Origin of the sequence: Paenibacillus sp. FSL H7-0940 (assembly GCF_037979415.1) — a bacterium.
Classification (GTDB): domain Bacteria; phylum Bacillota; class Bacilli; order Paenibacillales; family Paenibacillaceae; genus Paenibacillus; species Paenibacillus amylolyticus.
This window is the reverse complement of sequence record NZ_CP150280.1, coordinates 1,976,576-2,000,501: the sequence shown is the minus strand read 5'-3', so window position 1 is coordinate 2,000,501 and position 23,926 is coordinate 1,976,576. Positions and strand designations below refer to the sequence as shown.

The window sequence follows — 23,926 nt, the reverse complement described above, 5'->3', positions numbered from 1 at the left end:
TATCCACTCTATCATTCAGGAGGCGTTATGATGTTTACAAACGAGAGCAAAAACGATTCCAAGTCCAAGGTTGATTTTATGGATAGAACGTTTATCCAAAATCCGTTCCCGGTGTATGAACAGTTGCGTAAAGAAGATCGGGTACACCGTTTTCTTCTGCCGAGCGGCCACTTTGCCTGGTTAGTGTCTGGTTACGATGATGCTTCTGCCATTTTGCAGGACAACAAGCGCTTTGTAACCAACTCTCCGTACATGGGAGAAGCTGACGGCTCAGCCCCACCGCATCAGGAGATCATCTCTCGCAACTTGCTTAGTGTAACGCCAGAGGACCATCGTCGGTTGAGAAGGTTGATCCAGAAGGCCTTTACACCACGTATGATTGAACGCCTCCGTGGTCGCATCCATGAAATTAGTGAAGATTTGCTTGATGGTGTACTCGCCACAGGTAAAAGAGAAATGAATTTGATCGAGGACTACGCCTTTCCTCTTCCAATCATTGTAATCTGTGAGATGTTAGGGGTTCCTCACGAGGATCAAGAGCAGTTCCGTGAATGGTCCAATACGATTATGGAAGGTTTCAATAACCCCGAAATGAGTGAACAGAGTGATCAAGTCATGCGTGCCTTTGTCGAATATTTGCAGAAGCTTATTGCAGAACGGAGACAGTCTCTTCAGGAGGATCTGATTAGCGACCTCATCAATGTAGAAGAGGAAGGAGACGTATTGTCCGAACAGGAATTGTATGCCCTTGTTTTTGTCCTCATCATTGCAGGGCATGAAACCACTGTAAATCTGATTGGCAACGGTATACTGGCCTTGCTCGAAAATCCGGAGCAGAAGCGCTTGCTGCTAGAGAAACCAGACATGATTGGACCGGCCATTGAAGAGATCCTGCGATATAACGGGCCTGCTGAGGTGAGCAATATTCGCTGGGCTAGCGAGGATGTCGAATTCGGGGGCAAGCATATCCGTAAGGGTGACATGCTCTTTGTTTCCTTTTCCTCAGCCAACCGGGATGAGAATCAGTTCGCTGACCCCGATGCGTTTGATATCACACGGAAGGTCAATAATCACATTGCCTTTGGTAAAGGTGTTCATTTTTGTCTTGGAGCCCCGCTCGCCAGACTTGAAGGAGAGATCGCCATTAATGCATTGCTTCGTAAAATGCCGGATATTCAATTTAAGACACAGCCCGCTTCACTGGAATGGCGTCCAGGCATGATTATTCGCGGGCTGTACGATTTTCCGGTTTCCTTTTAATCCAGTTACAATATCATTTGTTATAAAACAGGATAGCCTTACTTAACCGCGATTTCGCGGTTTTTTTGTCTTTGACTAGCAATAGGCTTGAATTACGCTACACGATCTTTGTATTGCGTTATAGTCGATCGTCTCACTTGAAATCTACAATAAAAGTATCCTTTTAGCCCTGCCAATCCACTGAGTTAAGGAGACAGATTTTAAATGAACATACAATCGGTTAACCTGAGCAATATCAACGTCACATTGACCGCCTACCTGTTGGATTCTTCACCTGAGATGCCAAATATTAAAAAGCGGCCAGCGGTGCTTGTGCTTCCAGGTGGAGGGTATAGAGCTTGTGGTTTGGTCTGTGTACACGCTGGGTCCGCAGTGTGTTTGGCGAATTTCCCTCTTCTATTGAGCATGTTCTGGATGAAGAGGTCCACGAGTGCAGTCTCGATGTGAAGCCGGGTCTTCTATGGAGCAACGAGCAATGTAAAAAACGGATTCTTGCCGCTATTCCTGAACTCGGGGAAACTCCACATCCTGATGCGATGGGAGTGTCACTTCGCACGATTTTAAATTATGGCGGGGACCTGTTGGCCAAGGAAGAGCAGAAGCAGCTTAACGATGGGCTAAAGACTATTTCAGTGATAAAACCTGAAGGCAACACAGCAGAAGCAGGATGACCCTTTAACCATTTTCGGATTCGTTCCAAATCTATTAAAACGACGAATTGCAAAAATCGACACAAAATGATAGTATTTATATCTATATAATAGTATAACTATCAAAATAAAAATTCGGAGGAAACAACCATGACAACTTACAATGAAAACATTAAAATTTCGGAACTATTGAATAATGAAGAAGCAACTGCATTGCTTACCAAACATCTACCTGAATTCATTAACGAGCCATCATTCAAAATGGCTTCCCATTTTACGCTGGACCAGCTCGCTGCCATTCCACAGGTCGATCTGCCCGAAGACATTTTGTCCGCACTGAAAGCCGATCTTGCTAACGTAACCTTTGAATCTGTAGAGGCTCCTAAAGCGAGCAAAGCTATGAACCCCAAATCCGATTCACTGGCAGGTAAAGTGATTACCATCACAGGCGCTGGCAGCGGTATTGGCCGAGCTAGTGCAGTGTTGATGGCATCGAGAGGAGCCAAGTTGGTTCTCGTGGATTACAACGTGACTACAGGGAAAGAGACACTTGAGCTTGTGAAAGAGCAAGGTGGAGAGGCGATTTTTGTTCAAGCCGATGTATCCAAGGAAGAGGATGTAGAGAACTATATTCAAAAAGCAGTTGAAACGTTTGGCAAAATCGATGTCGCGTTCAACAATGCAGGAATCATTCAGAAGTTCCAGCCTTTCCATGAAACATCCCTGAACGATTTCTCCCGTATCATTGACGTCAACTTGAAAGGGATTTTCCTGGGGATGAAACATGCGCTTAATGTGATGGTTCAACAAGGCTATGGCCACGTGATTAATACCGCATCAACAACAGCACTTCGCGCTGAGCATAGTCTGGCCGCTTATACAGCGAGTAAACACGGTGTTGCTGGATTGACAAAAGCCGCAGCGATTGAGTACGTCAGAAAAGGCATTCGTGTGAATGCCATCTGCCCTGGGGGTGTAGCCACTACCCTGACCGCAGCTGTTCCACAAATGTTGCAAGAGAGCGACTACATGCCTGAAGAATTCCCGAATATGAGAATTGGGCGTTTTGCAGAGCCGGAGGAGCTTGCTGAACTCGTTGCATTCTTGGCATCGGACGGATCCAGTTATATGACAGGCTCTATCATTGTAGCAGACGGTGGATTGACACTTTAAGGATTAACCATAAGTCTTTCGATCATGTTTCTAGCGATTTTACAGCAGTTGCGAAGGACACGAACATTGTTCCATTCAAAGTCGCTATTATAGCGGCTTTTTAGTTTTGCCGAAAAGGACAAGAACATTGTGTCATTTCGGATTAGATTGTTATCTAAATATTATCATGACAGAACTTATGTGGAGAGATAAAAACGCGTAGGTGCACTGGGATGTCGTCTGCCTGCGCGAATTTTAGATATCGGTCCATTTATTAATATGCAAGTTAAGATCCAATTATCCAGCTTAATATCGAGTTATATAAAATGATAGAATGATCAAATAAACTTGAGAGACGGACTAGTACGGCTCATCGAGTAGAAACTTTTGAATACAGATTACTCGAGTGGAACCTTTACATAGACCTTTCCCAACATAGCAAAATCTTGATTAAGGCAATAAGAAGACTTCAAACTCTACTACATAAAGAAGGAGATGATTTAGATATGATTAAAACATCTTTTAATGCAGATTGGTTAGTTGGCTCAAAACCGGGTTTATTTGGTGAGTGGGTAACAGATAAAAAACCTCATAAACTGGTTACTTTATCATATGACGCGATGTGGGCAAATGAAAGACTTAAGGACGGTAGAGGTACTATTGCTTGTTATCCGGAAGGTGAGTATGAGTATAAAAAGTCATTTTTTGTTCCCGAAGAGTACCGAAACAAGCGGGTTACCTTCGAATTCGAAGGCGTATACAACCAAGCGATGGTCTATATCAACGGAGACTTCGCGGGCCAGCATCCCTATGGATATAGCAACTTCTATATAAAGGCTGACCGTTTCCTAAAATATGGTCAAAAAAATGAGATCAGTGTTATTGCTAATAATTACAAAGATTCCCGTTGGTATTCCGGAGCTGGGATTTACCGGAACACAAAGATGATCATTGGAAATTTAGCCCATGTTGCCTTAGATGGTGTAAAGATTACAACACCTGAGGTTTCTGCAGATCGAGCAGTCGTAAAAGTAAAGACAGTCATTGAGAATGAAGGTCTGAGCACTTTGACTGTACAATTGTTGACTGAGATTATTGGTGCAGATGGTACGGTCGTTGCCTCTGACCTTGTTCCGGTCACAACTTTTGCAGGAGAACTGTCAACAATTCGTCAGTCAATGCTTGTTAAGGCTCCAAAACTTTGGAATGTAGACGAGCCCAATCTATATACTTGCAGAACAACTGTTACGAGTGACGATGAAGTGGATCAGGAGCTAACGACTTTTGGTATTCGTACGCTAACTTTAGATACAGATCAAGGATTATGTATAAATGGAAAAGTAGTCAAACTGCGTGGTGCTTGTATTCATCATGATAATGGCGTAATCGGTGCTGCTACAATTGATCGCGCCGAGGAACGACGAGTTGAGATTCTGAAAGAGTCAGGATTCAATGCACTCCGTAGCGCGCATCATCCGATTAGCAAAGCGCTGTTAGACGCTTGTGACCGTATCGGAATGCTTGTTATGGATGAGAGTTTTGATATGTGGAGTTCTGTCAAAACCGATTATGATTATGCAATGAGCTTTCCAGTTTGGTGGGAAAAGGATGTCCAGGCTATGGTGGATAAGGATTTTAACCATCCAAGCGTAATTATGTATTCCATCGGCAATGAGATTCCAGAAGCGGGCAGTTCAATTGGTTCAATATGGGGACGCAAGATTTCGGAGAAAATCCACACCCTTGATCCTACCCGCTTCACCACGAACTCGGTTAGTTTCTTACTGACTGTAATAAAGGATTTGCCCAACATGATGGGGGTTGAGAGCGAGACCCGTCATGCATCCGATAATAGTGAAGCCGCTGGTATTAATACAACTATGAACAATTTGGGTGATGCCCTTGCGGCAATTATCGATGGAGAAATTTGCACTGAGCGAACAGCCGAATCATTTGCTTATGTAGATATTGCGGGCTACAACTATGCAGAGTCACGATATCTTAAGGATATAGAACGGTTTCCTAACCGGATTATCGTAGGAAGTGAGACCTTTCCTAATAAAATCAATGTAAACTGGAATTTTGTAAAAGAGCATGGCCAGATCATTGGTGATTTTACCTGGACAGGTTGGGATTACCTAGGAGAAGCAGGAATAGGGAGAGTTCACTATGATATAGAAGGCCCGACTCACCTAATTCAGAGTACTTACCCGTGGATTTCCGGCTGGTGTGGAGATATTGATATTATTGGTAACCGAAGACCTGTGTCATATTATCGTGAGATCGTATTCGGTCTTCGTAAGGCTCCGTATATCGCTGTTCAGCGGCCTGAACATTATTCTAAAGAAGTAACTCTGTCGGATTGGAGTTGGAGCGACTCGGTCTCTAGCTGGTCTTGGACCGGCTACGAGAATAAGCCAATCAAAGTGGAAGTGTATTCTGATGCAGAAGAAGTCGAGTTACTGATAAACGGTCGTACTATCGGAAAAACTGATATGAGTGAAAAACAAGACTTTATAGCAGAGTTTGACACGGTCTACGAGTCAGGAGAAATTATAGCGGTGGCTTACGTCGGGGGCCAAGAAGTTGGCAGGATGTCAATTCATTCCGCAAAAGGCGATGTCATTCTCAAAGCAGCAGCTGATCGAACGGAAATTAATGCTTCAGATAGTGATTTAGCCTTCGTTATGATCAGCCTGGAAGACGATCAGGGGAATCTATACAACACGGCTGACCGAAAGGTTAAACTTATGATTGAAGGTCCTGGTCACATTCAGGGTTTTGGTAGTGCCAATCCAGTAACCGAGGAAAACTTTTTTAATGAGGAGTATACAACATTCGACGGCAAAGCATTGGCTGTCGTCCGTCCAACTGGCGCAGGCACTATCATTTTGACAGTAGCTGCTGAAGGGTGTATTCCCCAATCTGTTAGAATCAACGCAGTATAACGGGTAACGATATCCCAAGAACAACTGAACTGCACCCAATTGTTAGCACCATCTAGCAATTGAAGGTGCAGTTTTTTTGTCCTTCAAACAGCAGGAATACCTTCTGTTTGGATTGCGTTATTTGATCTTAACAATGCGCTATATCTGTTATATGTGCCAGGACATAAAATGAAAGTATAGAAGAGGAAGAGAAATTCAACATGAAGAGTAACGGAGGCGAGTGTTATGGGAGTTGCAGTGAATGAGCAGCATATTAAAGTAGATAATACGCCGACTCAGCCACCCCGGGAAATACCAACGAAAAAATTAATTGGCGATTCAATGGGACAGTTCGGGTTAAACATTTCAAGTGGATTGTTGGGTTTGATCACGTATTATTACACGGATGTCGTTGGTGTATCTGCCGCGGTAGTCGGTACAGTAATGCTGCTGACCAAAGTTTTGGATGCGTTTGCAGACATCGGGATGGGTGTACTGGTGGATCGGACCAAAACCAAGTATGGGCAAGCCCGTCCCTGGTTGTTATGGATGACCATTCCAATGTTCATCTCATTATTCTTAATGTTTTCCGTGCCGGATATAAGTTCCACAGGCAAAATTATATATGCGATTATTACGAATCTGGTGTTCTACATTTTGGTGTTTACTCCAACCTCGATTCCATATACCAGCTTGATGGCGTTAACGACCCGTAACAGTTACGAGCGTTCCTTAATGGGTATTATCCGTTCAAGCAGCGGGTATCTGGCAGGTATGGTAGTTGCCGTTGCATTTGTTCCAGTCGTTACAGCCATGGGGAATAGCAGAAGTGACTGGACGTTGCTAGCAGCAATTTTTGCTGGTGTTGCAGCCATCGGGATTTTCATTTCGTTCCTGTCCAATAAAGAAAAGTACAATAATGTTCAACTGGACGAACTCGGCATGTTTCAGGATAAAACGCCGATTCGTGAAGGACTGAAATTGCTTTTTGCCAATAAATACTGGGTGTACATGTTCTTCGTAATGGCTCTCGCCAACATTTTGTTTGCTCTGGGTGTAGCAGCAGGAAGTTATTATGCCAAGTACATTTGGGGCAATGTCAGCCTGATTGGCATCATGGGCGCTATTGGTTTGATTCCCGTTATTATCGGATTTGCCTTATCCGGACCATTCATCAAACGTTACGGCAAGCGTGCCACGGCCCTCGGTGGTATTGTAATCGGACTCCTCGGAGCAGCCGTTCGGTTAGTCGCTCCTGAGAGCATTACATTGGGTCTGGTCTGTTCTATCTTCCAAACGCTTGGTACAATTCCGCTCATGGCAGTAGGTGGAGCAATGGTCACAGACACGATTGAATACGGTGAATGGAAATTTAACAAAAGACTCGTTGGTTTAACGAATAGTGTAATCGGTTTCGGTTCAAAAGTAGGCACAGCCATTGGCACGGCTATGATTGGATGGTTCCTCGCGCTAGGAGGATATGTCGAACAAGCTACAACCCAAGGAGAAGGAGCAAAGCAGGCCATCATTGCGTTGAATATATACGTCCCCATTGTTGTGTTCATTCTTCTTACAGTATTCCTTTACAAAAACAAGCTCGACAAGGAATATCCAACGATTATTAGAGAGCTCGAAGATAGAAGAAGGGCATAATAAGATAAAAGTGTCCTTACACACAGCCAATCGCTTGTGTGTAAGGGCACTTTTAATTTGATAAAATTAGTTCAAAAAAGCTTGGGTGTTACGATGGCTGGCAGGTTTTGAAGAGTCTGTGTACCCGGGTAGAGCTGGCTTGCCGCTTTAAATTTGATTTTTGCAGTAATATCGGAAAAGTGACTCGTGAAACCTCTCAGCACCAGTTGGCCCTCCAGCCTGGCCAATGGAGCGCCCAGACAAAAGTGAGGTCCTTTGCCGAAGGCGAGATGACGATTGCTGTTGGGACGGTAGATATCAAAGCGGGAAGGTTCGGGAAAATGTCTAGGGTCATTGTTGGCTGCACCCAGCCAGGTTAATATAACGTCTCCTTTTTTCATAGGCACGCCCAGGATATCTGTATCCTCTACTACCACACGATCAAGTGTCGTTGGAAAACGATACCTTAACGATTCTTCAACGGTGTTCTCTATCAGTTCTGGATCTGCGGCAATATCCTGATAGATTCCGGGTTGATCATACATAAAACTGTAGAACAGGCTGTTTATCATGTTGGTCGTAGTTTCGTTCCCAGCAGCAAGCAGGCCCAGGCTAAAGGTAACAACCTCTTCATCGGTCAGTTGATCCCCATCCAGCTCAGCAAGTGTGAGATCGGAAATAATGTCCTCGGCAGGATACTTTCTCTTCTGCTGAACAATGGGGAGCAAAAATTCGTTAAATTCCTGCATAGCCGCATACTTCGCATTCATCTGCTCCTGCTCATTACCTGTGGCATTGGGGAAAAATAACATGTCAGACCAGGCTTTGATCTGTGCACGGTGTTGCCTCTCCACCCCAAGCAGATCGGCAATGACAGTAACAGGAAGTGGGACTCCTAGATCTCGAACGATGTCGACATCATCTTTCTCCTTCATCTCAAGCATTAACTCATCAACGATAGCCGCGATTTGAGGCTCCCAGTTTTTCAACTGACGTGGGGTAAAGGCACTAGAGACTAACTTTCTAATATCACGTTGAACAGGGGGATCAACAGAATTGATGTTCACTCTGGTAACTACCGGCGGAACCGGGGAGACACTCCGTTTACGTACACTGGAGAACCGTTTCCAGTCTGTTAGAACGGAATTGACATCATCATAACGATACAGATTCCATACCTGTTGCTCCTCGTCAAAATAGATGGGATGATTCTCCAGCATGTACTCATAGTAAGCATATGGATCCCAAAGTTCTTCAGGTGTCTCTAAATTAGATACCTGATGAATAACGATCGATCTGTTATCAGCCTGCATGTCTCCTCGCCATCCTTTAATGTAGTTTGTGGAAATCTCCAAATAATGATAGCCAATCTATCATTATTTGATTTAAAGGTACCATATATTACACTTATTTAGCAATTAGATGAAATCTTTTACTAAATATCAATTATTTAGAGATATTTTCGAGTCACAGATGGAGAAACATTTTCATATCAAAATGCAGAAAAATGGCGAATAAAGTGTTTCCTAACTAATTTATTGTGTGATATGAACGACCGAGACGGGTATCGCGTATTACCAAGTGATAACATTTTATTGTAATTATTGTAAATTTATTATATGTAAGCGTTATCCAAAGAGCTATAATCTATTTATCTGGATGTTAATCCGTTCAGAAATAATTAGACCCAATCAAGAGGAGGAATTGTATGAAACGGTTACGTCAATGGAATATTGCAGCCTTGGTTCTTGTGCTGATACTCGCCATGCTTCCATTTTCGAATGTCTCACATGCAGCCAAGGCAGTTACGGAAGTGGAGGGAGGTCATTTGAGTACAAACTTTGAAGACGGTACACTTCAGGGGTGGACTCCACGTACAGGTAACGAAAGGCTGACAGTGACACAGCAGGAAGCACACGAAGGTCAGTCCAGTATGCTGGTCGCCAACCGTGAGCGTTCCTATCATGGACCAATGTTATCCATGAAGGATCTGCTTAAGCGTAACCAAGAGTACGAAATTGCGGCATATGTAAGACTTACTCAGGAGCCCACCACGGATCAAACATTACAGCTCACCACATATAAAAAAACAACTGCCGAAAGCTGGAACCCAATCGGTAGCGTGAAAATTGCCAAAGCAGAATGGAATACATGGCACAAAATCACCGGAAAATTTCAGTATAGCGATGATCCCACTGAATTGAATTTGTTCATCGAAACACCCTACATCTCTGAAGATAGCGTAGATACGTTATCGTTCTATGTGGATGATGTATCATTTACTCTGGCCGAGCAACTGGAGATTGAAGAAGGGATTCTGTCTCTGAAAGACCTGTATCAAGATGATTTCCCCATTGGTGCAGCGGTGTATCGCTGGCAGTTGGAAGGCGCATATGGACAACTGCTCACAAAGCACTTTAACAGCTTGACCGCAACCTATGAGATGAAACCGAAGTACATGTCTCCTTCCGAAGGTGTTTATGAGTTCGAGGCAGCCGATCAATATGTTCAGTTCGCCGAGGAGCATGGTATGGGCGTACGCGCACATGCATTGTTGTGGCATATTGATGCAGCAGAGTGGATGTTCAAGGATCCTCAGGGTAACCCTGCGAGTCGAGAATTACTACTTGCCCGGATTCAGGATTACGTTGAAACCGTCATGACCCGATACAAAGGTAAGATCTATGCCTGGGATGTGGTAAACGAGGCGATTGCGGATAGCAATGGTGATGCCAACGGTTTACGTAAAAGTCCCTTTTATGAACTAATCGGTCCGGATTATATTGAGAAAACCTATGAATTCGCTCGTGCAGCCGATCCGAATGCCAAATTATATTACAACGAATACTTCACGGAAATCCCTGAGAAAAGAGAGCATATGTATCAGTTGGTCAAACGACTGAAAGAGAAAGGGCTCATCGATGGTGTGGGTTTGCAATCCCACTATAACCTGGAATCCCCGCCCATCAAGGAAATTGAAAAAACGATCAGCATGTTCGCCGAACTTGGATTGGATATTCAGATCACGGAACTGGATGTTGATAGCGGAATTCCATTTGGTGAAGAGTTGTCCGATGAAGTCGCGGTAAAGCAGGCGTATCGATATAAGGAACTGTTGGATTTGTACAAAAAACACAAAGACCACATTTCTTCAGTTACCTTATGGGGACTCCAAGATGAGAAGTCTTACAACAACCAGGCTATGCTGTTTGATTCAGCCCTGAAGGCCAAAAAAGCATACTGGGGACTCGTGGATGAATCCAGCTTGCCTGTGTTGACACAGAGAGCCGTCTCACTTTCGGGTAAACCGGATATCAAAAAACAGTCACAAGATCCGCTCTGGAACAAAGCGGTGTCTACTACACTGAAGGATGACTCTTCGGGATCAGCCAGTTTCCGCACCTTATGGGATCATAGTAACCTGTATATCCTTGTGGACGTTCAGGATGCAAAGGCAGATGTGAACGACAAAGTAGATATCTTTGTTGATCTCAATAATGGCAAGACCACTTCATATGAAGCAGATGACCGACACGTAATCATTAAGCGGTCGGGCAAAGCTGAGGGCGTGGAGAAGCGTTCATATCGTGTACGCGAGACCAAAGCCGGATATCAGGTTGAATTGTCCATTCCGTGGGGTGGTATCCAAGTCGGATCAGAATATGAAGCCGGATTGGATATCCGTGTGACTGATGGCGGTTCAAGTGGGACACAACCTTATAATCCACTGTACTGGAATGATCGAACACAATTTCAGGAACAGGATACAAGCAAATACGGCGTGATTCAGCTTGCCCCTATGCCCAAATCTGCACAAGCTGTGCAAGGGATTGTTCAGATTGATGGAAAGAAAGACACATCATGGAATAAGGCTGCACCATTTGAAGTAAAACGGTTGAACCAGAGCGAAGGTGCAGAGGCAGTGGCTCGCGCTATGTGGTCAGGTGAGTATCTATACCTGCTGATCGACGTCACTGATCCAAACATCATTACAGACAGCATCAACCCATGGGATCAGGATTCGGTTGAGATTTTCCTGGACGAGAATCACCAGCGCACACCGTATTTTCAATATGATGATGCCCAGTTCAGAATCAGTGCAGACAATGTAGGAACCTTTGCAGGGGGTGCCTCACCTGGACGCCTTGTAAGTGCTGTGAAGAAAACAAATAAAGGATATCTCGTAGAAGCCAGAATTCATTTACAATCATTGACGCCCAAAGCAGGAAATGTTCTCGGTTTCGAGCTTCAAATTAACGACAACCAGGGCGGAGGTAAGCAGAGCGTAGCTAAATGGAATGATACGACCAATGAGAGCTGGAGAAATACTTCCCAGTACGGAATACTCACTTTTGTCGGAAAGAACAAACTCGGGCATTAAACCATCGGCAGTAGTTGCAAGAATAGAAACCATCATAACAGTGGCTGAAACTCAACCATTGTTGTGATGGTTTCCATCGTTTACATACGTCACCAAAGGTGATGAGGGGCGATACAATCTGCCTTGACTATATTTAACAGCCCTTGATATACTAAATGGATGTTATTTTTTCTTTTATGCGGATAAGAAAGTAATCAACTACATACTAACCGTTTGCGAGGGAGCCTTAACCGGCTGAGAGGGTGTTAAACCGACCTTACCTGATTTGGATAATGCCAACGTAGGGATGCAACGATGAAACGCTTTACTTGGGTAGCTCATGCGAACCCCCTTGTTTTAGTGTATTTGTCTGCGAAACATCCTATGGATGTTTCGTTTTTTTGTTTTTAAATACGTACATTATGAATTGGAGGAACACATGTTGACTATTTCAGAGAGACTATATCAGGTAGCACAGCCTGTGTGGAAGGAATGTCTTGAGCATCCTTTTGTTAAAGGGATCGGAGATGGTTCTTTACAGGTTGAACAATTTCGTTATTATTTGCTGCAAGACTACTTGTATCTGTTCGATTATGCCCGTGTATTTGCACTAGGTATCGTCAAGTCGCACGACCCCAAATTGATGCAGTTTTTTAGTAAAAACGTAGATAACATCCTGAATGGTGAAATGAAAATTCATCGTTCTTATATGGAGCGATTAGGAATTACAGAGGATCATGTTTTTCAGGTAAAACCTGCACTGAAAAATGCAGCCTATACTAACTATATGCTCTCTGTTTCCCATGCGGGTGGCATAGCAGAAGTACTTGTATCCATTCTGGCCTGCTCATGGAGCTATGCAGAGATTGGTCAAGTCCTTGCCCAAAAGCCAGGTGCAGCTGAGCATCCTTTTTACGGAGAGTGGATCACAGGATATGCTTCCTCTGAATACAACAGCAACAATCAATCCCTAGTGACGTTAACTGATAAGCTATTAGAAGGCTGTAGCGAGGGAACGTACCAACGGATGGAGGATATTTTCGTGATGTGCAGTCGCTTTGAGCTTGATTTTTGGGAAATGTCATGGAAGCTGGAGCCTTAAGTTCACTGTAGTCAATTAAAGTAGAGAGCAGCGGCCATAAACAGTCTCAGGATAGAAATAAGTAGAATACGTAAAGGAACGCTTGCAATAAGCGTGTTTCGTGACGATGCCAAAAAAAGGGCGGATAGTATCCGCCTTTTTTCATTGTTGAAATTCTTGACACAGGGACATTTTGTTCTCTGAAGTCTCTGGCTAAAATCAAAAAGGGTGTCAGGACGGAATGTTCATAGCAGTCTGAATGTTTTTCAGATCGAGCTGAATTTGCTCTGCAATATGGTAAGGGTGGTATAAACCATGCTGCACCATGTAATTTGATATCTTTTCATGAGAATCTATGGCTTCATCGAGCTGTTTCATCAAAATTTGTTTGATTTCGGGGGTGGCACATTCGGTCACAGCCATGGCGTAGTTTCTGACACCGCTCTTGGCGTTCATCAAAAAATCCATTGCGATCACGTCATCGGTCAGCGTATTAAGACCAGTCATGTGTTCTAATATTGGGTTCATTTTTTTATCTCCTATACAGTCGCTTTAGACAGCACTCCACCGAGCTCCTGAAGCTGCTGTTGTGATAAGATCGCATCTTGTTGCAAAATTTGCTTGAGCTCCGGGTCGGTTACCAGAGCTTGCATGGTCTTGGATTTAGTCATACAAACCGTCTTGAACGCAGCTATTTCATGTACCTCGAGAATCTCATGCAAAGCGTATGTGGAATCCATTCAGATTGTCCTCCCATGTATCTATTCATATTTAAGGCTTTAAGATGACTTTAATGCAATCGTCCGTTTTTGTATCGAACACTTCATAGCCCCGTTTGGCCTCGCTGAGCGGAATGACGTGCGTAACAATGTCGCCAGGGTCCACTTTGCCAGACGTAACCAACTCGTACATGTATGGCATGTAGTGAATGACCGGAGCTTGTCCGGAACGGATATTCACGTTTCGCTGCATGATATCACCGAGCGGGAATCCGTTATAACGTCCGCCGTATACCCCAGTGACTTGAATGGTGCCACCTTTGCGAACAGCCTGAGATGCAATGATAAATGCGCTCATGGTGCCGCCTTGCAGTTTCATACCGCTGGCTAGAAATTCAAGATCGCTCATCTTGCCGTCCATTCCTACCGCATCAATGACAACATCGGCGCCGCCTTTGGTCATTTCCTTGAGAGTGTTCCCAATATTCTTATCCTGTTCGAAGTTTACTATTTCCACATTGTTTGTTCGCTTCGCATGCTTTAAGCGGTAATCGACATAGTCGACGGCTATGACCCGCTTAGCTCCTTTCAGCCAGCAGAACTTCTGGGCTAGGAGTCCGACCGGGCCGCAGCCGAGCACAATGACCGTATCTCCATTTTTAACGCCGGCGTTATCTACGCTCCAGAATGCCGTCGTCATGGCATCGGCGATCAAGCTTAGCTTTTCGTCCGGTTGTTCGCAGTTTTCAGGGATCTTAAAGTGGGTAAAATTAGCAAATGGGACCCGTAAATACTCCGCTTGCCCGCCGGGATATCCGCCGGTCGTTCCGGAGTAGCCGAAATATGCGCCCATATCCCCGTGTTCGTTGGAATTGTCACATTGGCTTTCCAGCTGATTTTTGCAAAAAAAGCATTCTCCGCATGCGATGTTAAACGGGATGATTACGCGGTCGCCTTTTTTTACCTTGGTCACGCCAGGGCCCACTTCTTCTACGATCCCCATCGGCTCATGTCCGATGACATAGTTTTCCTGAAGGTTAGGGATCATCCCGTGAATAAGATGAAGGTCAGAACCGCAAATCGCGGTACTGGTGATCTTTACGATCATATCGTCCGGTTTCACAATCTTCGCATCCGGCACCTCTTTGACCACGACATTTTTAACCCCTTGATACGTTACCGCCTTCATGCTTTATGTCCTCCAATATGTTCATCTGGGGTCCGATCAAACATCCCTTTACGTGACGTATCACCCGGGAACAGATTCATCTGCCCGATCATCACCGTATTTTTCGCCGAAAGCTGATCGAGTTGGTACTGTTCGTTCAGCTCATAAGGATGAAACCATTTTTTGCGAATCATGAGCTCCGAAATTTCTTGGTGCATTGAAATTCCCTGCTTCAGATGAGTATGCAACAGGGCTCTTACATCCGGTGAAGCCGTTTCCGTCAGGGCGATGGACAAATTACGTACACCCTCCTTGGCACGAAGAAGGAAATCCATGGCAAAAGTCATATCTGCCATTTCCGGCATATTCAATGAATTAATCGGATCTAAATAATCGGTATTCATCTGAGTTCCCCTTAATGTGTTATAGGTGTCGGATTATTCGGAACGGGTGCTTGAAAAGGAGCTCTTGCGTAGATTGCTTGCAGCTCAGCAATCTGTTGTATGGATTGAATTACGTCTTTCTGCATTAATGCTTTTAGCTCTTGGTCAAAGACCAGGCCTTGCATAAGTTTCGACTTAGCGATGCAGAGCGTTTTGAAGTTTAACGCTTCATGCAGTTCCATCGATTCGTGCGGCGCTAGCGTTGGATTAGCCATTCAGAAATGATCCCCTCCTTTTTCATCAAGATTAGATTTTCCAATGCATCGGATCTTATACTAATATGGATCACCGGAGAGGTAAGATCCGAATATTCCCATACAGTCGCAGGGATATATACAAAATCTCAATCCCATACTTATTTCTGTTTAAATGAATGATCTTACTCATGGAAGGAGGAGTCACGGTGCCCAATAAAAACAAAATTGATCTAGCAACCGAAAACGCAAGAAAACCAGCAGAAGATGCACTTAACTCGAGTGGTAGTAATACGCTGGAGCAGCATGCATCTAACGCGGTTTCTAAGGTGCAGACGGCTTTAAATCAGGCAATAAGCTCGTTAAGTGAATCTAATGCGGCAACAAATTCACAAGCGTTGGAGATTGCCAGGCAGCAATTGACCCGAGCAGAGGAATTTTTAGATCAAGCGATAACTTCAGCCAATGCATTAGGTTTACCGGACCAACAATAAAACGGTTTTGGTACTGATAAGCTTGGCAAAGTTTTGCGTTGACGATCGGAAGAAGCATTTTTCCTAGAGCACATATAGTTAACGTCAACATGCTTCGGCTTACGCCGAAGTTTTTTTGTATTTTTAAATGTATCGGACAATTTCAAAATCGAGGTTAAAAAAGAATGATTAAGGGCCAGGCATTAGAAAAAGTCTTGAACATAATTATAGGTAATATCTATTCAACTATGTTGAGGAGGACATCATACAGCCTATGTTACCTATGGAAGAATATTTTGGTAAGTTAGAACTCGTTCATTCCTTTTACGGGGCTATGCCTACAGGCGTTAGTGTATCCGAAACCGGGCGTACCTTTATTTGCTTTCCAAAATGGGGAGATGACGTTAGATTTACGGTAGCGGAAATTGTTGATGGTCAGATGCAACCTTATCCTAATGAAGAAACGAATTTGATCAACCCATTGAATATCGTTATGTCCTTCATTAGTGTCCAGAGTGTTGTTGCAGATGGAAGGGGAACCCTGTGGGTACTGGACACGGCTGCACCAAATTTTTCAGAGCCTATTAAAGGAGGGGCAAAATTAGTCGCGGTAGATTTAGAAACAAATACAATTAGAAAAGTATATACATTTGCAGATGATGTAGTCTTGCCGACAACGTATCTAAATGATGTCCGATTTGACTTTCGTGTAGGAAAAGCAGGTTACGCATATATAACGGATTCTTCTTCCAATGGTCCAGGCGCTATTATCGTCGTAAATTTAGAAAACGGAAATGCGTATAGACGGTTGCATGGAGCAAGCTCGACCTCACCCGATCCGTATTTTGTGCCGAAAGTGGAAGGTAAAATTTTGATGAATCGAAACGCGGATGGTTCGACATCTCCGTTTCGATTGGCCTCTGATGGTATAGCGATTTCCCCTGATGGAAAAATCTTATTCTATTGTCCATTAACCAGTCGCCAGTTATTCTCTATCTCAACAGAATCGTTAAGAGACAGAACGATACCGGATTTTAAGTTAAGTGATCTTGTGCAGTATTGGGGAGAGAAGGGTGCATCTGATGGGATGATCACAGACGCTAAAGGAAACGTTTATGCTGGAGATTACGAAAACGATAGTATTCGAAAGATATTGCCAAATGGAATCATGGAAACCATCGCCCATGATCCCCGAATTTTATGGCCGGATACTTTTTCTATTGGTCCGGATCAATACTTATATGTAATTGTGAACCAATTACATAGGCAGGCCAGATTTCATTACGGAAAAGACCTGCGACAAAAACCCTATAGTCTACTACGCATGAACATTGATGAATTACCTGCTCCTACCTTTTGATACATCCCACTTTTCAAAGCAGATTTTAATAGCAGATTATTCAGTTCATTTTGCGGGACCGTAGGCCCTTTATCTAAGGGCAATATAGTAATTCTAATGAACTTAAGATAGGGACAGGTATCAGTTGATGCCTGTCTTTTTGTTTTTTGTCGCCCAAGAGGAAAGCCGGAGACAGATACAAAGGGTAGGGTACCATAATACACTCATTCGATTAAGATTAATCTGGTAGCATGTTGTTCCCGATATTGCTGTTAAACTACAAATTGCCGGTCGTATGATTTTTCGATTACAGGACAAGATATTAACCTTATCACCATTTTATTACTTTGATAAAGGAGACGACCATGGTTGAAAAACACGAGCCTCAAATGAAAAATCATCAAAAGTCTACATGGCTTGATGATTTAAAACAGATATTAAACCATATGGAAGATGCCGAAATCATTGAGCACAAAATAGGTACGAGTGCTTCAGTCCATCTTTTATTTATAAAAACATTAATAGATCAAGAGCGTTTAAACGAGGCGATTATTCAGCCACTTCATCAATCAGGCGGAAATTCGCTTCCTTCATGCATAATCAATTCTGATGTTTCAGAAGTTATATCGATCGAAGATGCTGGGCAAAAAATAATGCAAGGATATATTCTTCTATACGATTCAGTCAACGATCAATGGCTAGGCATACAGTTGGAAAATCCTCTTGGCCGGGCAATTGAACCTTCCCAAACGGAAACGGTTATATATGGAGCGAAAGATAGCTTCAGCGAACAAATCGATAATAACATTACAATGTTGCGCAGACGTTTGCCTATAACGACATTAAAAACGGAAAGCTTCACTATAGGATCACTGAGTAAAACAAAAGTTGTGTTAATGTACATAGACGGAATAATTAATCCGGAATTTGTTTCCCTTGCAAGAGAGAAAATTGAAAGTGTGGATTTCGATCAGTTTTTAGACTCCGCACAGCTTGCAGCTTTTATTGAAGATCATAACCATACGGTCTTTCCCCAGTTTCTACAAACGGATCGGCCGGATGCCTGCGCCTTCGCCTTAGGTGAGGGTAAGCTGACTTTATTAGTCTCCAATTCACCGTTTGCTTTAATTTGTCCCATTACATTATTCCATCTATTCCAATCGCCAGAAGACTACTTCCTTCGTTGGCCGGTAGCCAGTTTTTTACGTTTAATGAGGTATGGAAGTTTTATTATTTCTTTGACGATGATTCCTTTTTATGTTGCGTTAACGACATTTCATTACCAAATGGTTCCGCTGCCGATTCTCTTCGTATTATTGGAATCGAGAAGCAAATTGCCCTTTACTCCGTTTGTGGAAGGAATTTTCATGATCGTAACGCTGGAAATCATCAAAGAAGCAAGTTTGCGAATGCCGACCAAAACCAGTCAAACTCTAGGGGTTATCGGTGGTATTGTCATTGGACAAGCGGCTGTAGAGGCAGGCTTTGCAAGTAAAGTATTAATTGTTTTGATGGGTATATCCGCTATTGCTTTCTTTTTAGTTCCCAATTATCAAATGACAAAATCCATGGTTCTGTTGCAATTGCTTCTTCTTATCCTTGCATCGTTTCTTGGGCTGCCAGGAATCGTGGTCGGGATAATCGGCATTCTTGCGCATCTCCATGCATTAACGTCATTAGGTCAACCTTATTTAGCGCCGCTTTCACCTTTTTATGGGAAGGATTGGATTGACCTCTTTATTCGCGGGCCTTTGATTTGGATGAAAACGCGTCCGCATAATCTAAAACCACTACAGAAATGGCGACAGGAGAAGATGAAGAAATGAAGACTTTATCCCTATTCAATCAAACTTCCACCCTTGGCGGCATCCATTTCCTTTTATTAGTTAATCGAACGCAAATGCATTATTTTATTTTAATCATGCCGGTTTATTTGGTTCATTCCTATATGGTTTGGGGAATTGTCGCCTTGGGGCTACTGTCCCAACTTAATTTGATGATGCTATCCAAATGGTTTACTTCCAGTTATGCATCGAAAGGCTATCAAGGATTTGTACAGCTTTTTGGGAAACGGGCGGTTCAAGTTTTCGCGATACTTGGTTTTGTAATAATACTGTTAAAAATTTCAATCATCACACTGGGTTACGTTGAAATGCTCCATAATTTTATATATCCATCAATGAATAAAAAGTGGCTGATCCTAGTTATCCTTTCGATCAGTTTATTTGTGGCTTCACATGGCATGGAAAAAACATTGCGTTTTGTCGTTATCGCCTTTCTTTGCGGGGCGTGGATCTTAATCATGTTTATTCCCTTTTTCTTTCCAACGATTGCAAATTACCGCGATTTGTATCCTCTAATCCCCACCGAATGGTCAGGACATTCATGGCAGGGCTTGTTGTTTATTTGGTCGGCATTTTCCGGTCCAGTATATTTGGCCTTTATGGTTCCATGGTTAAGCTCCAATAAAAAAATATCAAAATATCTTGTCATTGGAAACATGCTGACGATTATGGAATATTCATTATTGTTCATTGCTTCGGTATTGTTTTACGGTTCAAACTTTTTAAGCAAGATCAACTTTCCGGTAGTATATATGGGAAGTTACATTCAAATGAGTGGTTTAGAACGAATCGATTACATCCTTATCTCTTTCCATATGTTTAATTATGTATTTGACATTTCAATTCTTTTGTTGTGTTTATATGGAGCTGGAAGAGTCTTTATGAAAAAAATGAACAAAAGCACAACTCGGCTCGGATTATTGTCGAGTTGGTTTGTCATTTTGATAAGTATTATCATAATGGATCAATGGTTATGGCAAACGGTTCCGGGTCAAAAGATGTTGCTGAACATTCAAATCTGGCTTGGTGCATTCATTTATTTACTTGTTCCTACGATCCTTTTCACTATGGTTAAACGAAAGGAGAGTGTGTAGGCATGATACCATACAAGCATTATGGTTTATTGGCGATTGTAAGCCTTATGTGGATGGCCGGTTGCTCTTCACCATATGCCGAGAACAATATCATCGAAGAGATCGCTCCGGTAGTTTTCTGGTCGGTTGACAAGGGGACGGAGGGGAAGTTTAAAATCAGCACTTTAGTGCCACCACTCATCAAAGAAAAAAAACGCTTTCTCTCCAAGGAAGTTGATCTGTTAAAACAGGGGGGCAAGGAGTTTAATTTAATTTATTATCGGGAATTAAAGCAGGGGCAGCTGCGAATGTTATTAATCAATGAGGAACTGGCAACAAAAGAAGGCATTGAAAAGCTGATCAATACGATATTGGTTGATCCCGATATTTCAATGCATGTCTATTTATTGATTGTCAGAGGCGATTTTGATGAATACATAAAAAATCAATTGACGAAGCAAGAAAACCAAGATTATTTTCTTTATCGGATGTTAAAGCATTACGAGGAACATAACCAAGGTGAAATGAGCATTGTCAATATTCATCAATTCATGAAGATGTTATATTCCCCTCTTAAGGATCCGATCCTGCCGGTTTTTCATGCGGATAAAAACAATTTCAATTACGTAGGAACGGCCTTTTTCCAAAATGATAAAGAAGTAATGGTTACTCAAGACGTAAGTGATGAAATTTTTCAACTTCTGGATAACGATCATTTCTTAAAAGTCTTGGCCATTCCAAAGTTATCTATCAGTTTGGGACGTGTTCGATCCAATATTCGCATGAAACTATCAAGTGACTATTCATCCTTGTCTTTACATGTGGGATTGAAAGGAAGAATTGAGGAATATCAGGGAGAAAAGAATATTCAAAGCGAGGAACAATTGGAACATTTAATTCATGAGATTGAGGTATACCTTGAGGAACAAACGTCAGAATTATTAAAAAGTATGCAACGGTTGAGAGTGGATCCCTTAGAGGTCGGAACACATTCACTTAAGCCTTTTTCTAAACCAATAACGGAAGAGCAATGGTTGAGATATTGGGAAAATATGAAAATTAATGTTGACTTCGACATCAAAATACAGCCTTTGATTAATGTTGAACGGCTGTCGTGATTTAAAAGATGCCCCCTACATGATCAAATACATCATTGTGGGGGCATCTTTTTGTTCAAATCATGTACAAAGAGAGCTTATTACTGCAGCCCGTGGCGGACAAGCCATTTGGATATCTTTAGAAAATGGAAAGTCTAATGATCTTATCGTCAACAATAACAAAATGATAATCCAATAATAGCGGATCGGGTAGACCCGTCTTATCGTAGGTACCATCCAGCTTGCATGTTAACACAATTTCATCACCTATTTTTTTGGCTTTTGTTGGCTCTAACGTTACATTCGCCGCGAAATGGTTTTGATCACTCCATTTCCGAATCGCCTGTTTGCCATTTCGCTTTTTTCCTTCATCCATCACAACGGCATTTTCTGAAAAACAATCTACAAATACTACTGGGTCTGGCTTGTTAGATGCAGTAATGTATTTGGCAATTACAGACGGTAAATGATTGAGATCCATATTGTTCTCTCCCTTTATTAATTAATTATTAGACGGTAGGGATAGTTCCCCCATCTATGACATATTCACTACCTGTAATAGATGCTGCTCGGTCTGAGACCAGAAATGCGACCAGCTCAGCGACTTCTTCAGGAAATCCTGGCCGACCAATTGGAATACCTCCGAGTGAAGTCATAAGTTGTTCAAGGGCACTTTCTCGACTTCCGGTTTCAGTTGCGATCCGATCAATTAATGCGTCAGCTGCTTCTGTCTGAATAAACCCAGGAGACAACGTATTTATGCGAATTCCTTGTGGGGAAAATTCATTTGATAATCCCTTGCTATAATTAGCCAGCGCGGCTTTGGCAGACGCATAAGCCAGTGTAGTTTCATATAAAGGCAAACGTCTCTGGATGGAAGTGAAATGAAGAATAACGCCTGAATTATTTTCTAACATAAGTGGAATTAAGCCACGATCAAGTCGAACTGCTGCGAGTAAATTCCAATTTAATGTATGAAGCCAATCCTCATCACTCAATGCAAGTGCGCCTCCTGGTGGTGTCGTTGATCCACCTACGCAATGGACGATAATATCGATACCTCCAAGTTGCTCTTTTACTGCTGTAATTATTTGCTCTACACCTTCAGGTGTGGCGACATCTGCTTGCACAAATTTGACCGAATTTGGCAAGTCAGCAGATAGGGAACGGGCAGTAGTAAGAACTGTAGCTCCGCCGTTTGCAAGTCTTTTCACAACTGCTTGCCCCATTCCCTTTGTTCCTCCGGTTACAAGCACCCTTTTACCTTTAAATTCTGATACAGAGAACTCAAACTCTTTATGCATAACTATTCCTCCTAGTGATGGTATTCAATGATTAATTTGAAATTGCTCTGTCTCTAAACCTTAATGTGTAGTTCGAGAGGAGCTAGAACTAATACTACACTTGCTACTTTCATAACGTCCAATTTATTATAATAATAGAAATGATGAATATTATTAATATATGGAGGGGTGTTTTAATGGAACTTACACAATTGGAATACTTTATGACCGTTGCACAGCTTGAACATATGACCTTAGCCTCCAAAAAACTCGGTATTACTCAGCCAGCGTTAAGTCATGCAATTGCCAAGCTTGAAAACGAGATAGGAGCTCCTTTATTTGAGAGAAATGGACGAAATATTAAGCTGAACCGCAACGGTACTATGTTCTCTAAATGGATTGGTAGGGCCCTACATAATATTGAAAATGGTCTAAAGGAAATCGAAGAGTGGTCCAACCCGGATACTGGTGTGATTACGTTGTCTTATCTAAATATTCTCGGTGTTGAATTGATCCCTAGCCTAATTCGGAGTTATCAATTGAAGTATCCCAAAGTTCGGTTCGAATTGACACAAGGGAACTTAGGAGATATTGATGAACATCTGGAGCAAGGATTCTCGGATATTATGATTACATCGAGGGAATCTACTTTGGATAATCATCACTGGAAGACGATTAAAAATGTTCCTTTATACATTGTTGTTCCCTCCCAACATCGTTATGCAGATTGTAGCGCTCTTAGTTTGACAGAGCTGTCTGGCGAGCCTTTTATTGGATTGAAAAACAACTGTGGATTAAAAGCAACGATCATATCCCGGTTCCGACATACCGGATTTTTTCTTGCTTCGGCTTATGAAGCGGAGGACCTGATCACTGTAGCCGGTTTTATAAAGTCGGGTCTAGGTGTATCAGTACTGCCTAAGACGCTGGGGTTGATGTTAGATGAATTGGTCTGGATCCCTATCATTGATGAAGGATGGTACTGGGAAATAGGATTAAAGTGGAGAGATGATCATAATATTTCCCCAGCAGCGAAAAGGTTTATTGAATATGTGGATACTTTACATCAAGGAGAATGACCGCCAAATTTTTTAGTTTTGAAAAGAAATTCTGAGAAAACAATCATACTTTATTGTATTTGAACACAAGGAAAAAATCCTTTTACAATCATTGGCAGTGCGTTATAATACAACCACCAGGTAGATAACAAACAAAAAAGTGAAATATTGTA

At 42.5% G+C, this 23,926-nt stretch carries 21 protein-coding genes and 1 riboswitch; of the genes, 13 read left to right on the top strand and 8 right to left on the bottom strand.

All coding sequences use genetic code 11. The annotated features are described in order from the left end of the window. The first annotated feature begins 27 nt into the window (after positions 1–27). From MHB71_RS08905 to MHB71_RS08885, 5 genes are all read left to right on the top strand, one after another. Entirely contained in the window at positions 28–1,260 is a 1,233-nt protein-coding gene (locus MHB71_RS08905) for a cytochrome P450 (RefSeq protein ID WP_340029338.1), read from the top strand. A gap of 338 nt (positions 1,261–1,598) precedes the next feature. After that, entirely contained in the window at positions 1,599–1,931 is a 333-nt protein-coding gene (locus MHB71_RS08900) for a hypothetical protein (RefSeq protein ID WP_340029337.1), read from the top strand. A gap of 378 nt (positions 1,932–2,309) precedes the next feature. Next, positions 2,310–3,083, top strand: coding sequence for a glucose 1-dehydrogenase (locus MHB71_RS08895; protein ID WP_340030145.1), 774 nt, complete (start codon positions 2,310–2,312; stop codon positions 3,081–3,083). Positions 3,084–3,568: 485 nt separating this feature from the next. Beyond that, positions 3,569–6,010: a glycoside hydrolase family 2 TIM barrel-domain containing protein gene (locus MHB71_RS08890; RefSeq protein ID WP_340029336.1), complete on the top strand. Its 2,442-nt coding sequence runs from the start codon at positions 3,569–3,571 to the stop codon at positions 6,008–6,010. Positions 6,011–6,235: 225 nt separating this feature from the next. Further along, complete coding sequence (locus MHB71_RS08885; RefSeq protein ID WP_340029335.1) at positions 6,236–7,642, top strand: glycoside-pentoside-hexuronide (GPH):cation symporter; 1,407 nt, start codon at positions 6,236–6,238, stop codon at positions 7,640–7,642. A 71-nt stretch (positions 7,643–7,713) separates the two neighbouring features. Here MHB71_RS08885 and MHB71_RS08880 read toward each other — a convergent pair whose 3' ends face one another. Continuing rightward, a complete protein-coding gene (locus tag MHB71_RS08880; RefSeq protein ID WP_340029334.1) occupies positions 7,714–8,934 on the bottom strand; it encodes a cytochrome P450 in 1,221 nt (406 codons plus the stop codon). Positions 8,935–9,329: 395 nt separating this feature from the next. Here MHB71_RS08880 and MHB71_RS08875 point away from each other — a divergent pair, with 395 nt between their 5' ends. Further along, on the top strand, positions 9,330–12,002 hold the full coding sequence (locus MHB71_RS08875) for an endo-1,4-beta-xylanase (RefSeq protein WP_340029333.1): 2,673 nt from the start codon (positions 9,330–9,332) through the stop codon (positions 12,000–12,002). A 207-nt stretch (positions 12,003–12,209) separates the two neighbouring features. After that, a riboswitch (TPP riboswitch) is annotated at positions 12,210–12,307 on the top strand. Positions 12,308–12,420: 113 nt separating this feature from the next. After that, entirely contained in the window at positions 12,421–13,083 is a 663-nt protein-coding gene (tenA, locus tag MHB71_RS08870) for a thiaminase II (protein ID WP_340029332.1), read from the top strand. A gap of 210 nt (positions 13,084–13,293) precedes the next feature. On the opposite strand, the gene MHB71_RS08865 is transcribed toward tenA, so the two are convergent. The 5 genes from MHB71_RS08865 to MHB71_RS08845 are packed head-to-tail and all read right to left on the bottom strand — an operon-like array spanning position 13,294 to position 15,607. Then, on the bottom strand, positions 13,294–13,590 hold the full coding sequence (locus tag MHB71_RS08865; protein WP_036615415.1) for a spore coat protein: 297 nt from the start codon (positions 13,588–13,590) through the stop codon (positions 13,294–13,296). An 11-nt stretch (positions 13,591–13,601) separates the two neighbouring features. Next, positions 13,602–13,802, bottom strand: coding sequence for a hypothetical protein (locus MHB71_RS08860; protein ID WP_036615413.1), 201 nt, complete (start codon positions 13,800–13,802; stop codon positions 13,602–13,604). Between the two features lie 31 nt (positions 13,803–13,833). Further along, positions 13,834–14,970, bottom strand: coding sequence for a zinc-dependent alcohol dehydrogenase (locus tag MHB71_RS08855; protein WP_036615410.1), 1,137 nt, complete (start codon positions 14,968–14,970; stop codon positions 13,834–13,836). Then, positions 14,967–15,353: a spore coat protein gene (locus MHB71_RS08850; protein ID WP_036615408.1), complete on the bottom strand. Its 387-nt coding sequence runs from the start codon at positions 15,351–15,353 to the stop codon at positions 14,967–14,969. Before MHB71_RS08850 ends, MHB71_RS08855 begins: the two co-directional genes overlap by 4 nt. A gap of 11 nt (positions 15,354–15,364) precedes the next feature. Further along, positions 15,365–15,607 carry a hypothetical protein gene (locus tag MHB71_RS08845; RefSeq protein WP_036615405.1) on the bottom strand — a complete coding sequence of 81 codons (243 nt, stop codon included), beginning with the start codon at positions 15,605–15,607 and terminating at the stop codon, positions 15,365–15,367. 188 nt (positions 15,608–15,795) lie between these two features. Here MHB71_RS08845 and MHB71_RS08840 point away from each other — a divergent pair, with 188 nt between their 5' ends. From MHB71_RS08840 to MHB71_RS08820, 5 genes are all read left to right on the top strand, one after another. Next, a complete protein-coding gene (locus MHB71_RS08840) occupies positions 15,796–16,080 on the top strand; it encodes a hypothetical protein (RefSeq protein WP_036615403.1) in 285 nt (94 codons plus the stop codon). 253 nt (positions 16,081–16,333) lie between these two features. Beyond that, positions 16,334–17,419, top strand: coding sequence for an L-dopachrome tautomerase-related protein (locus MHB71_RS08835; RefSeq protein ID WP_340029331.1), 1,086 nt, complete (start codon positions 16,334–16,336; stop codon positions 17,417–17,419). A gap of 344 nt (positions 17,420–17,763) precedes the next feature. Continuing rightward, the gene (locus tag MHB71_RS08830) at positions 17,764–19,224 is read left to right on the top strand and encodes a spore germination protein (protein WP_036615397.1); all 1,461 of its coding nucleotides are present in this window, start codon (positions 17,764–17,766) and stop codon (positions 19,222–19,224) included. After that, entirely contained in the window at positions 19,221–20,336 is a 1,116-nt protein-coding gene (locus MHB71_RS08825; protein ID WP_036615394.1) for a GerAB/ArcD/ProY family transporter, read from the top strand. The genes MHB71_RS08830 and MHB71_RS08825 overlap by 4 nt, the downstream gene beginning before the upstream one ends. A 2-nt stretch (positions 20,337–20,338) precedes the next feature. Continuing rightward, entirely contained in the window at positions 20,339–21,433 is a 1,095-nt protein-coding gene (locus tag MHB71_RS08820) for a Ger(x)C family spore germination C-terminal domain-containing protein (protein WP_036615391.1), read from the top strand. Positions 21,434–21,551: 118 nt separating this feature from the next. Here MHB71_RS08820 and MHB71_RS08815 read toward each other — a convergent pair whose 3' ends face one another. Both MHB71_RS08815 and MHB71_RS08810 read right to left on the bottom strand, forming a co-directional pair. After that, on the bottom strand, positions 21,552–21,893 hold the full coding sequence (locus tag MHB71_RS08815; protein WP_036615388.1) for a nuclear transport factor 2 family protein: 342 nt from the start codon (positions 21,891–21,893) through the stop codon (positions 21,552–21,554). Positions 21,894–21,921: 28 nt separating this feature from the next. Beyond that, the gene (locus MHB71_RS08810; protein ID WP_036615385.1) at positions 21,922–22,716 is read right to left on the bottom strand and encodes an SDR family oxidoreductase; all 795 of its coding nucleotides are present in this window, start codon (positions 22,714–22,716) and stop codon (positions 21,922–21,924) included. A 176-nt stretch (positions 22,717–22,892) separates the two neighbouring features. Between MHB71_RS08810 and MHB71_RS08805 the strand changes: the two genes are divergently transcribed. Next, positions 22,893–23,774 (top strand): LysR family transcriptional regulator, encoded by an 882-nt coding sequence (locus MHB71_RS08805; RefSeq protein ID WP_036615383.1) that lies wholly within the window; start codon positions 22,893–22,895, stop codon positions 23,772–23,774. The last annotated feature ends 152 nt before the right edge of the window (positions 23,775–23,926 follow it).

Coding starts and splice junctions, on each gene's coding strand:
- MHB71_RS08805 (WP_036615383.1), top strand. CDS start 22,893: ATGGAACTTACACAATTGGAATACTTTATGACCGTTGCACAGCTTGAA.
- MHB71_RS08830 (WP_036615397.1), top strand. CDS start 17,764: ATGGTTGAAAAACACGAGCCTCAAATGAAAAATCATCAAAAGTCTACA.
- MHB71_RS08860 (WP_036615413.1), bottom strand. CDS start 13,802: ATGGATTCCACATACGCTTTGCATGAGATTCTCGAGGTACATGAAATA.
- MHB71_RS08895 (WP_340030145.1), top strand. CDS start 2,310: ATGAACCCCAAATCCGATTCACTGGCAGGTAAAGTGATTACCATCACA.
- MHB71_RS08820 (WP_036615391.1), top strand. CDS start 20,339: ATGATACCATACAAGCATTATGGTTTATTGGCGATTGTAAGCCTTATG.
- MHB71_RS08890 (WP_340029336.1), top strand. CDS start 3,569: ATGATTAAAACATCTTTTAATGCAGATTGGTTAGTTGGCTCAAAACCG.
- MHB71_RS08810 (WP_036615385.1), bottom strand. CDS start 22,716: ATGCATAAAGAGTTTGAGTTCTCTGTATCAGAATTTAAAGGTAAAAGG.
- MHB71_RS08880 (WP_340029334.1), bottom strand. CDS start 8,934: ATGCAGGCTGATAACAGATCGATCGTTATTCATCAGGTATCTAATTTA.
- MHB71_RS08855 (WP_036615410.1), bottom strand. CDS start 14,970: ATGAAGGCGGTAACGTATCAAGGGGTTAAAAATGTCGTGGTCAAAGAG.
- MHB71_RS08845 (WP_036615405.1), bottom strand. CDS start 15,607: ATGGCTAATCCAACGCTAGCGCCGCACGAATCGATGGAACTGCATGAA.
- MHB71_RS08885 (WP_340029335.1), top strand. CDS start 6,236: ATGGGAGTTGCAGTGAATGAGCAGCATATTAAAGTAGATAATACGCCG.
- tenA (WP_340029332.1), top strand. CDS start 12,421: ATGTTGACTATTTCAGAGAGACTATATCAGGTAGCACAGCCTGTGTGG.
- MHB71_RS08815 (WP_036615388.1), bottom strand. CDS start 21,893: ATGGATCTCAATCATTTACCGTCTGTAATTGCCAAATACATTACTGCA.
- MHB71_RS08905 (WP_340029338.1), top strand. CDS start 28: ATGATGTTTACAAACGAGAGCAAAAACGATTCCAAGTCCAAGGTTGAT.
- MHB71_RS08835 (WP_340029331.1), top strand. CDS start 16,334: ATGTTACCTATGGAAGAATATTTTGGTAAGTTAGAACTCGTTCATTCC.
- MHB71_RS08850 (WP_036615408.1), bottom strand. CDS start 15,353: ATGAATACCGATTATTTAGATCCGATTAATTCATTGAATATGCCGGAA.
- MHB71_RS08865 (WP_036615415.1), bottom strand. CDS start 13,590: ATGAACCCAATATTAGAACACATGACTGGTCTTAATACGCTGACCGAT.
- MHB71_RS08875 (WP_340029333.1), top strand. CDS start 9,330: ATGAAACGGTTACGTCAATGGAATATTGCAGCCTTGGTTCTTGTGCTG.
- MHB71_RS08825 (WP_036615394.1), top strand. CDS start 19,221: ATGAAGACTTTATCCCTATTCAATCAAACTTCCACCCTTGGCGGCATC.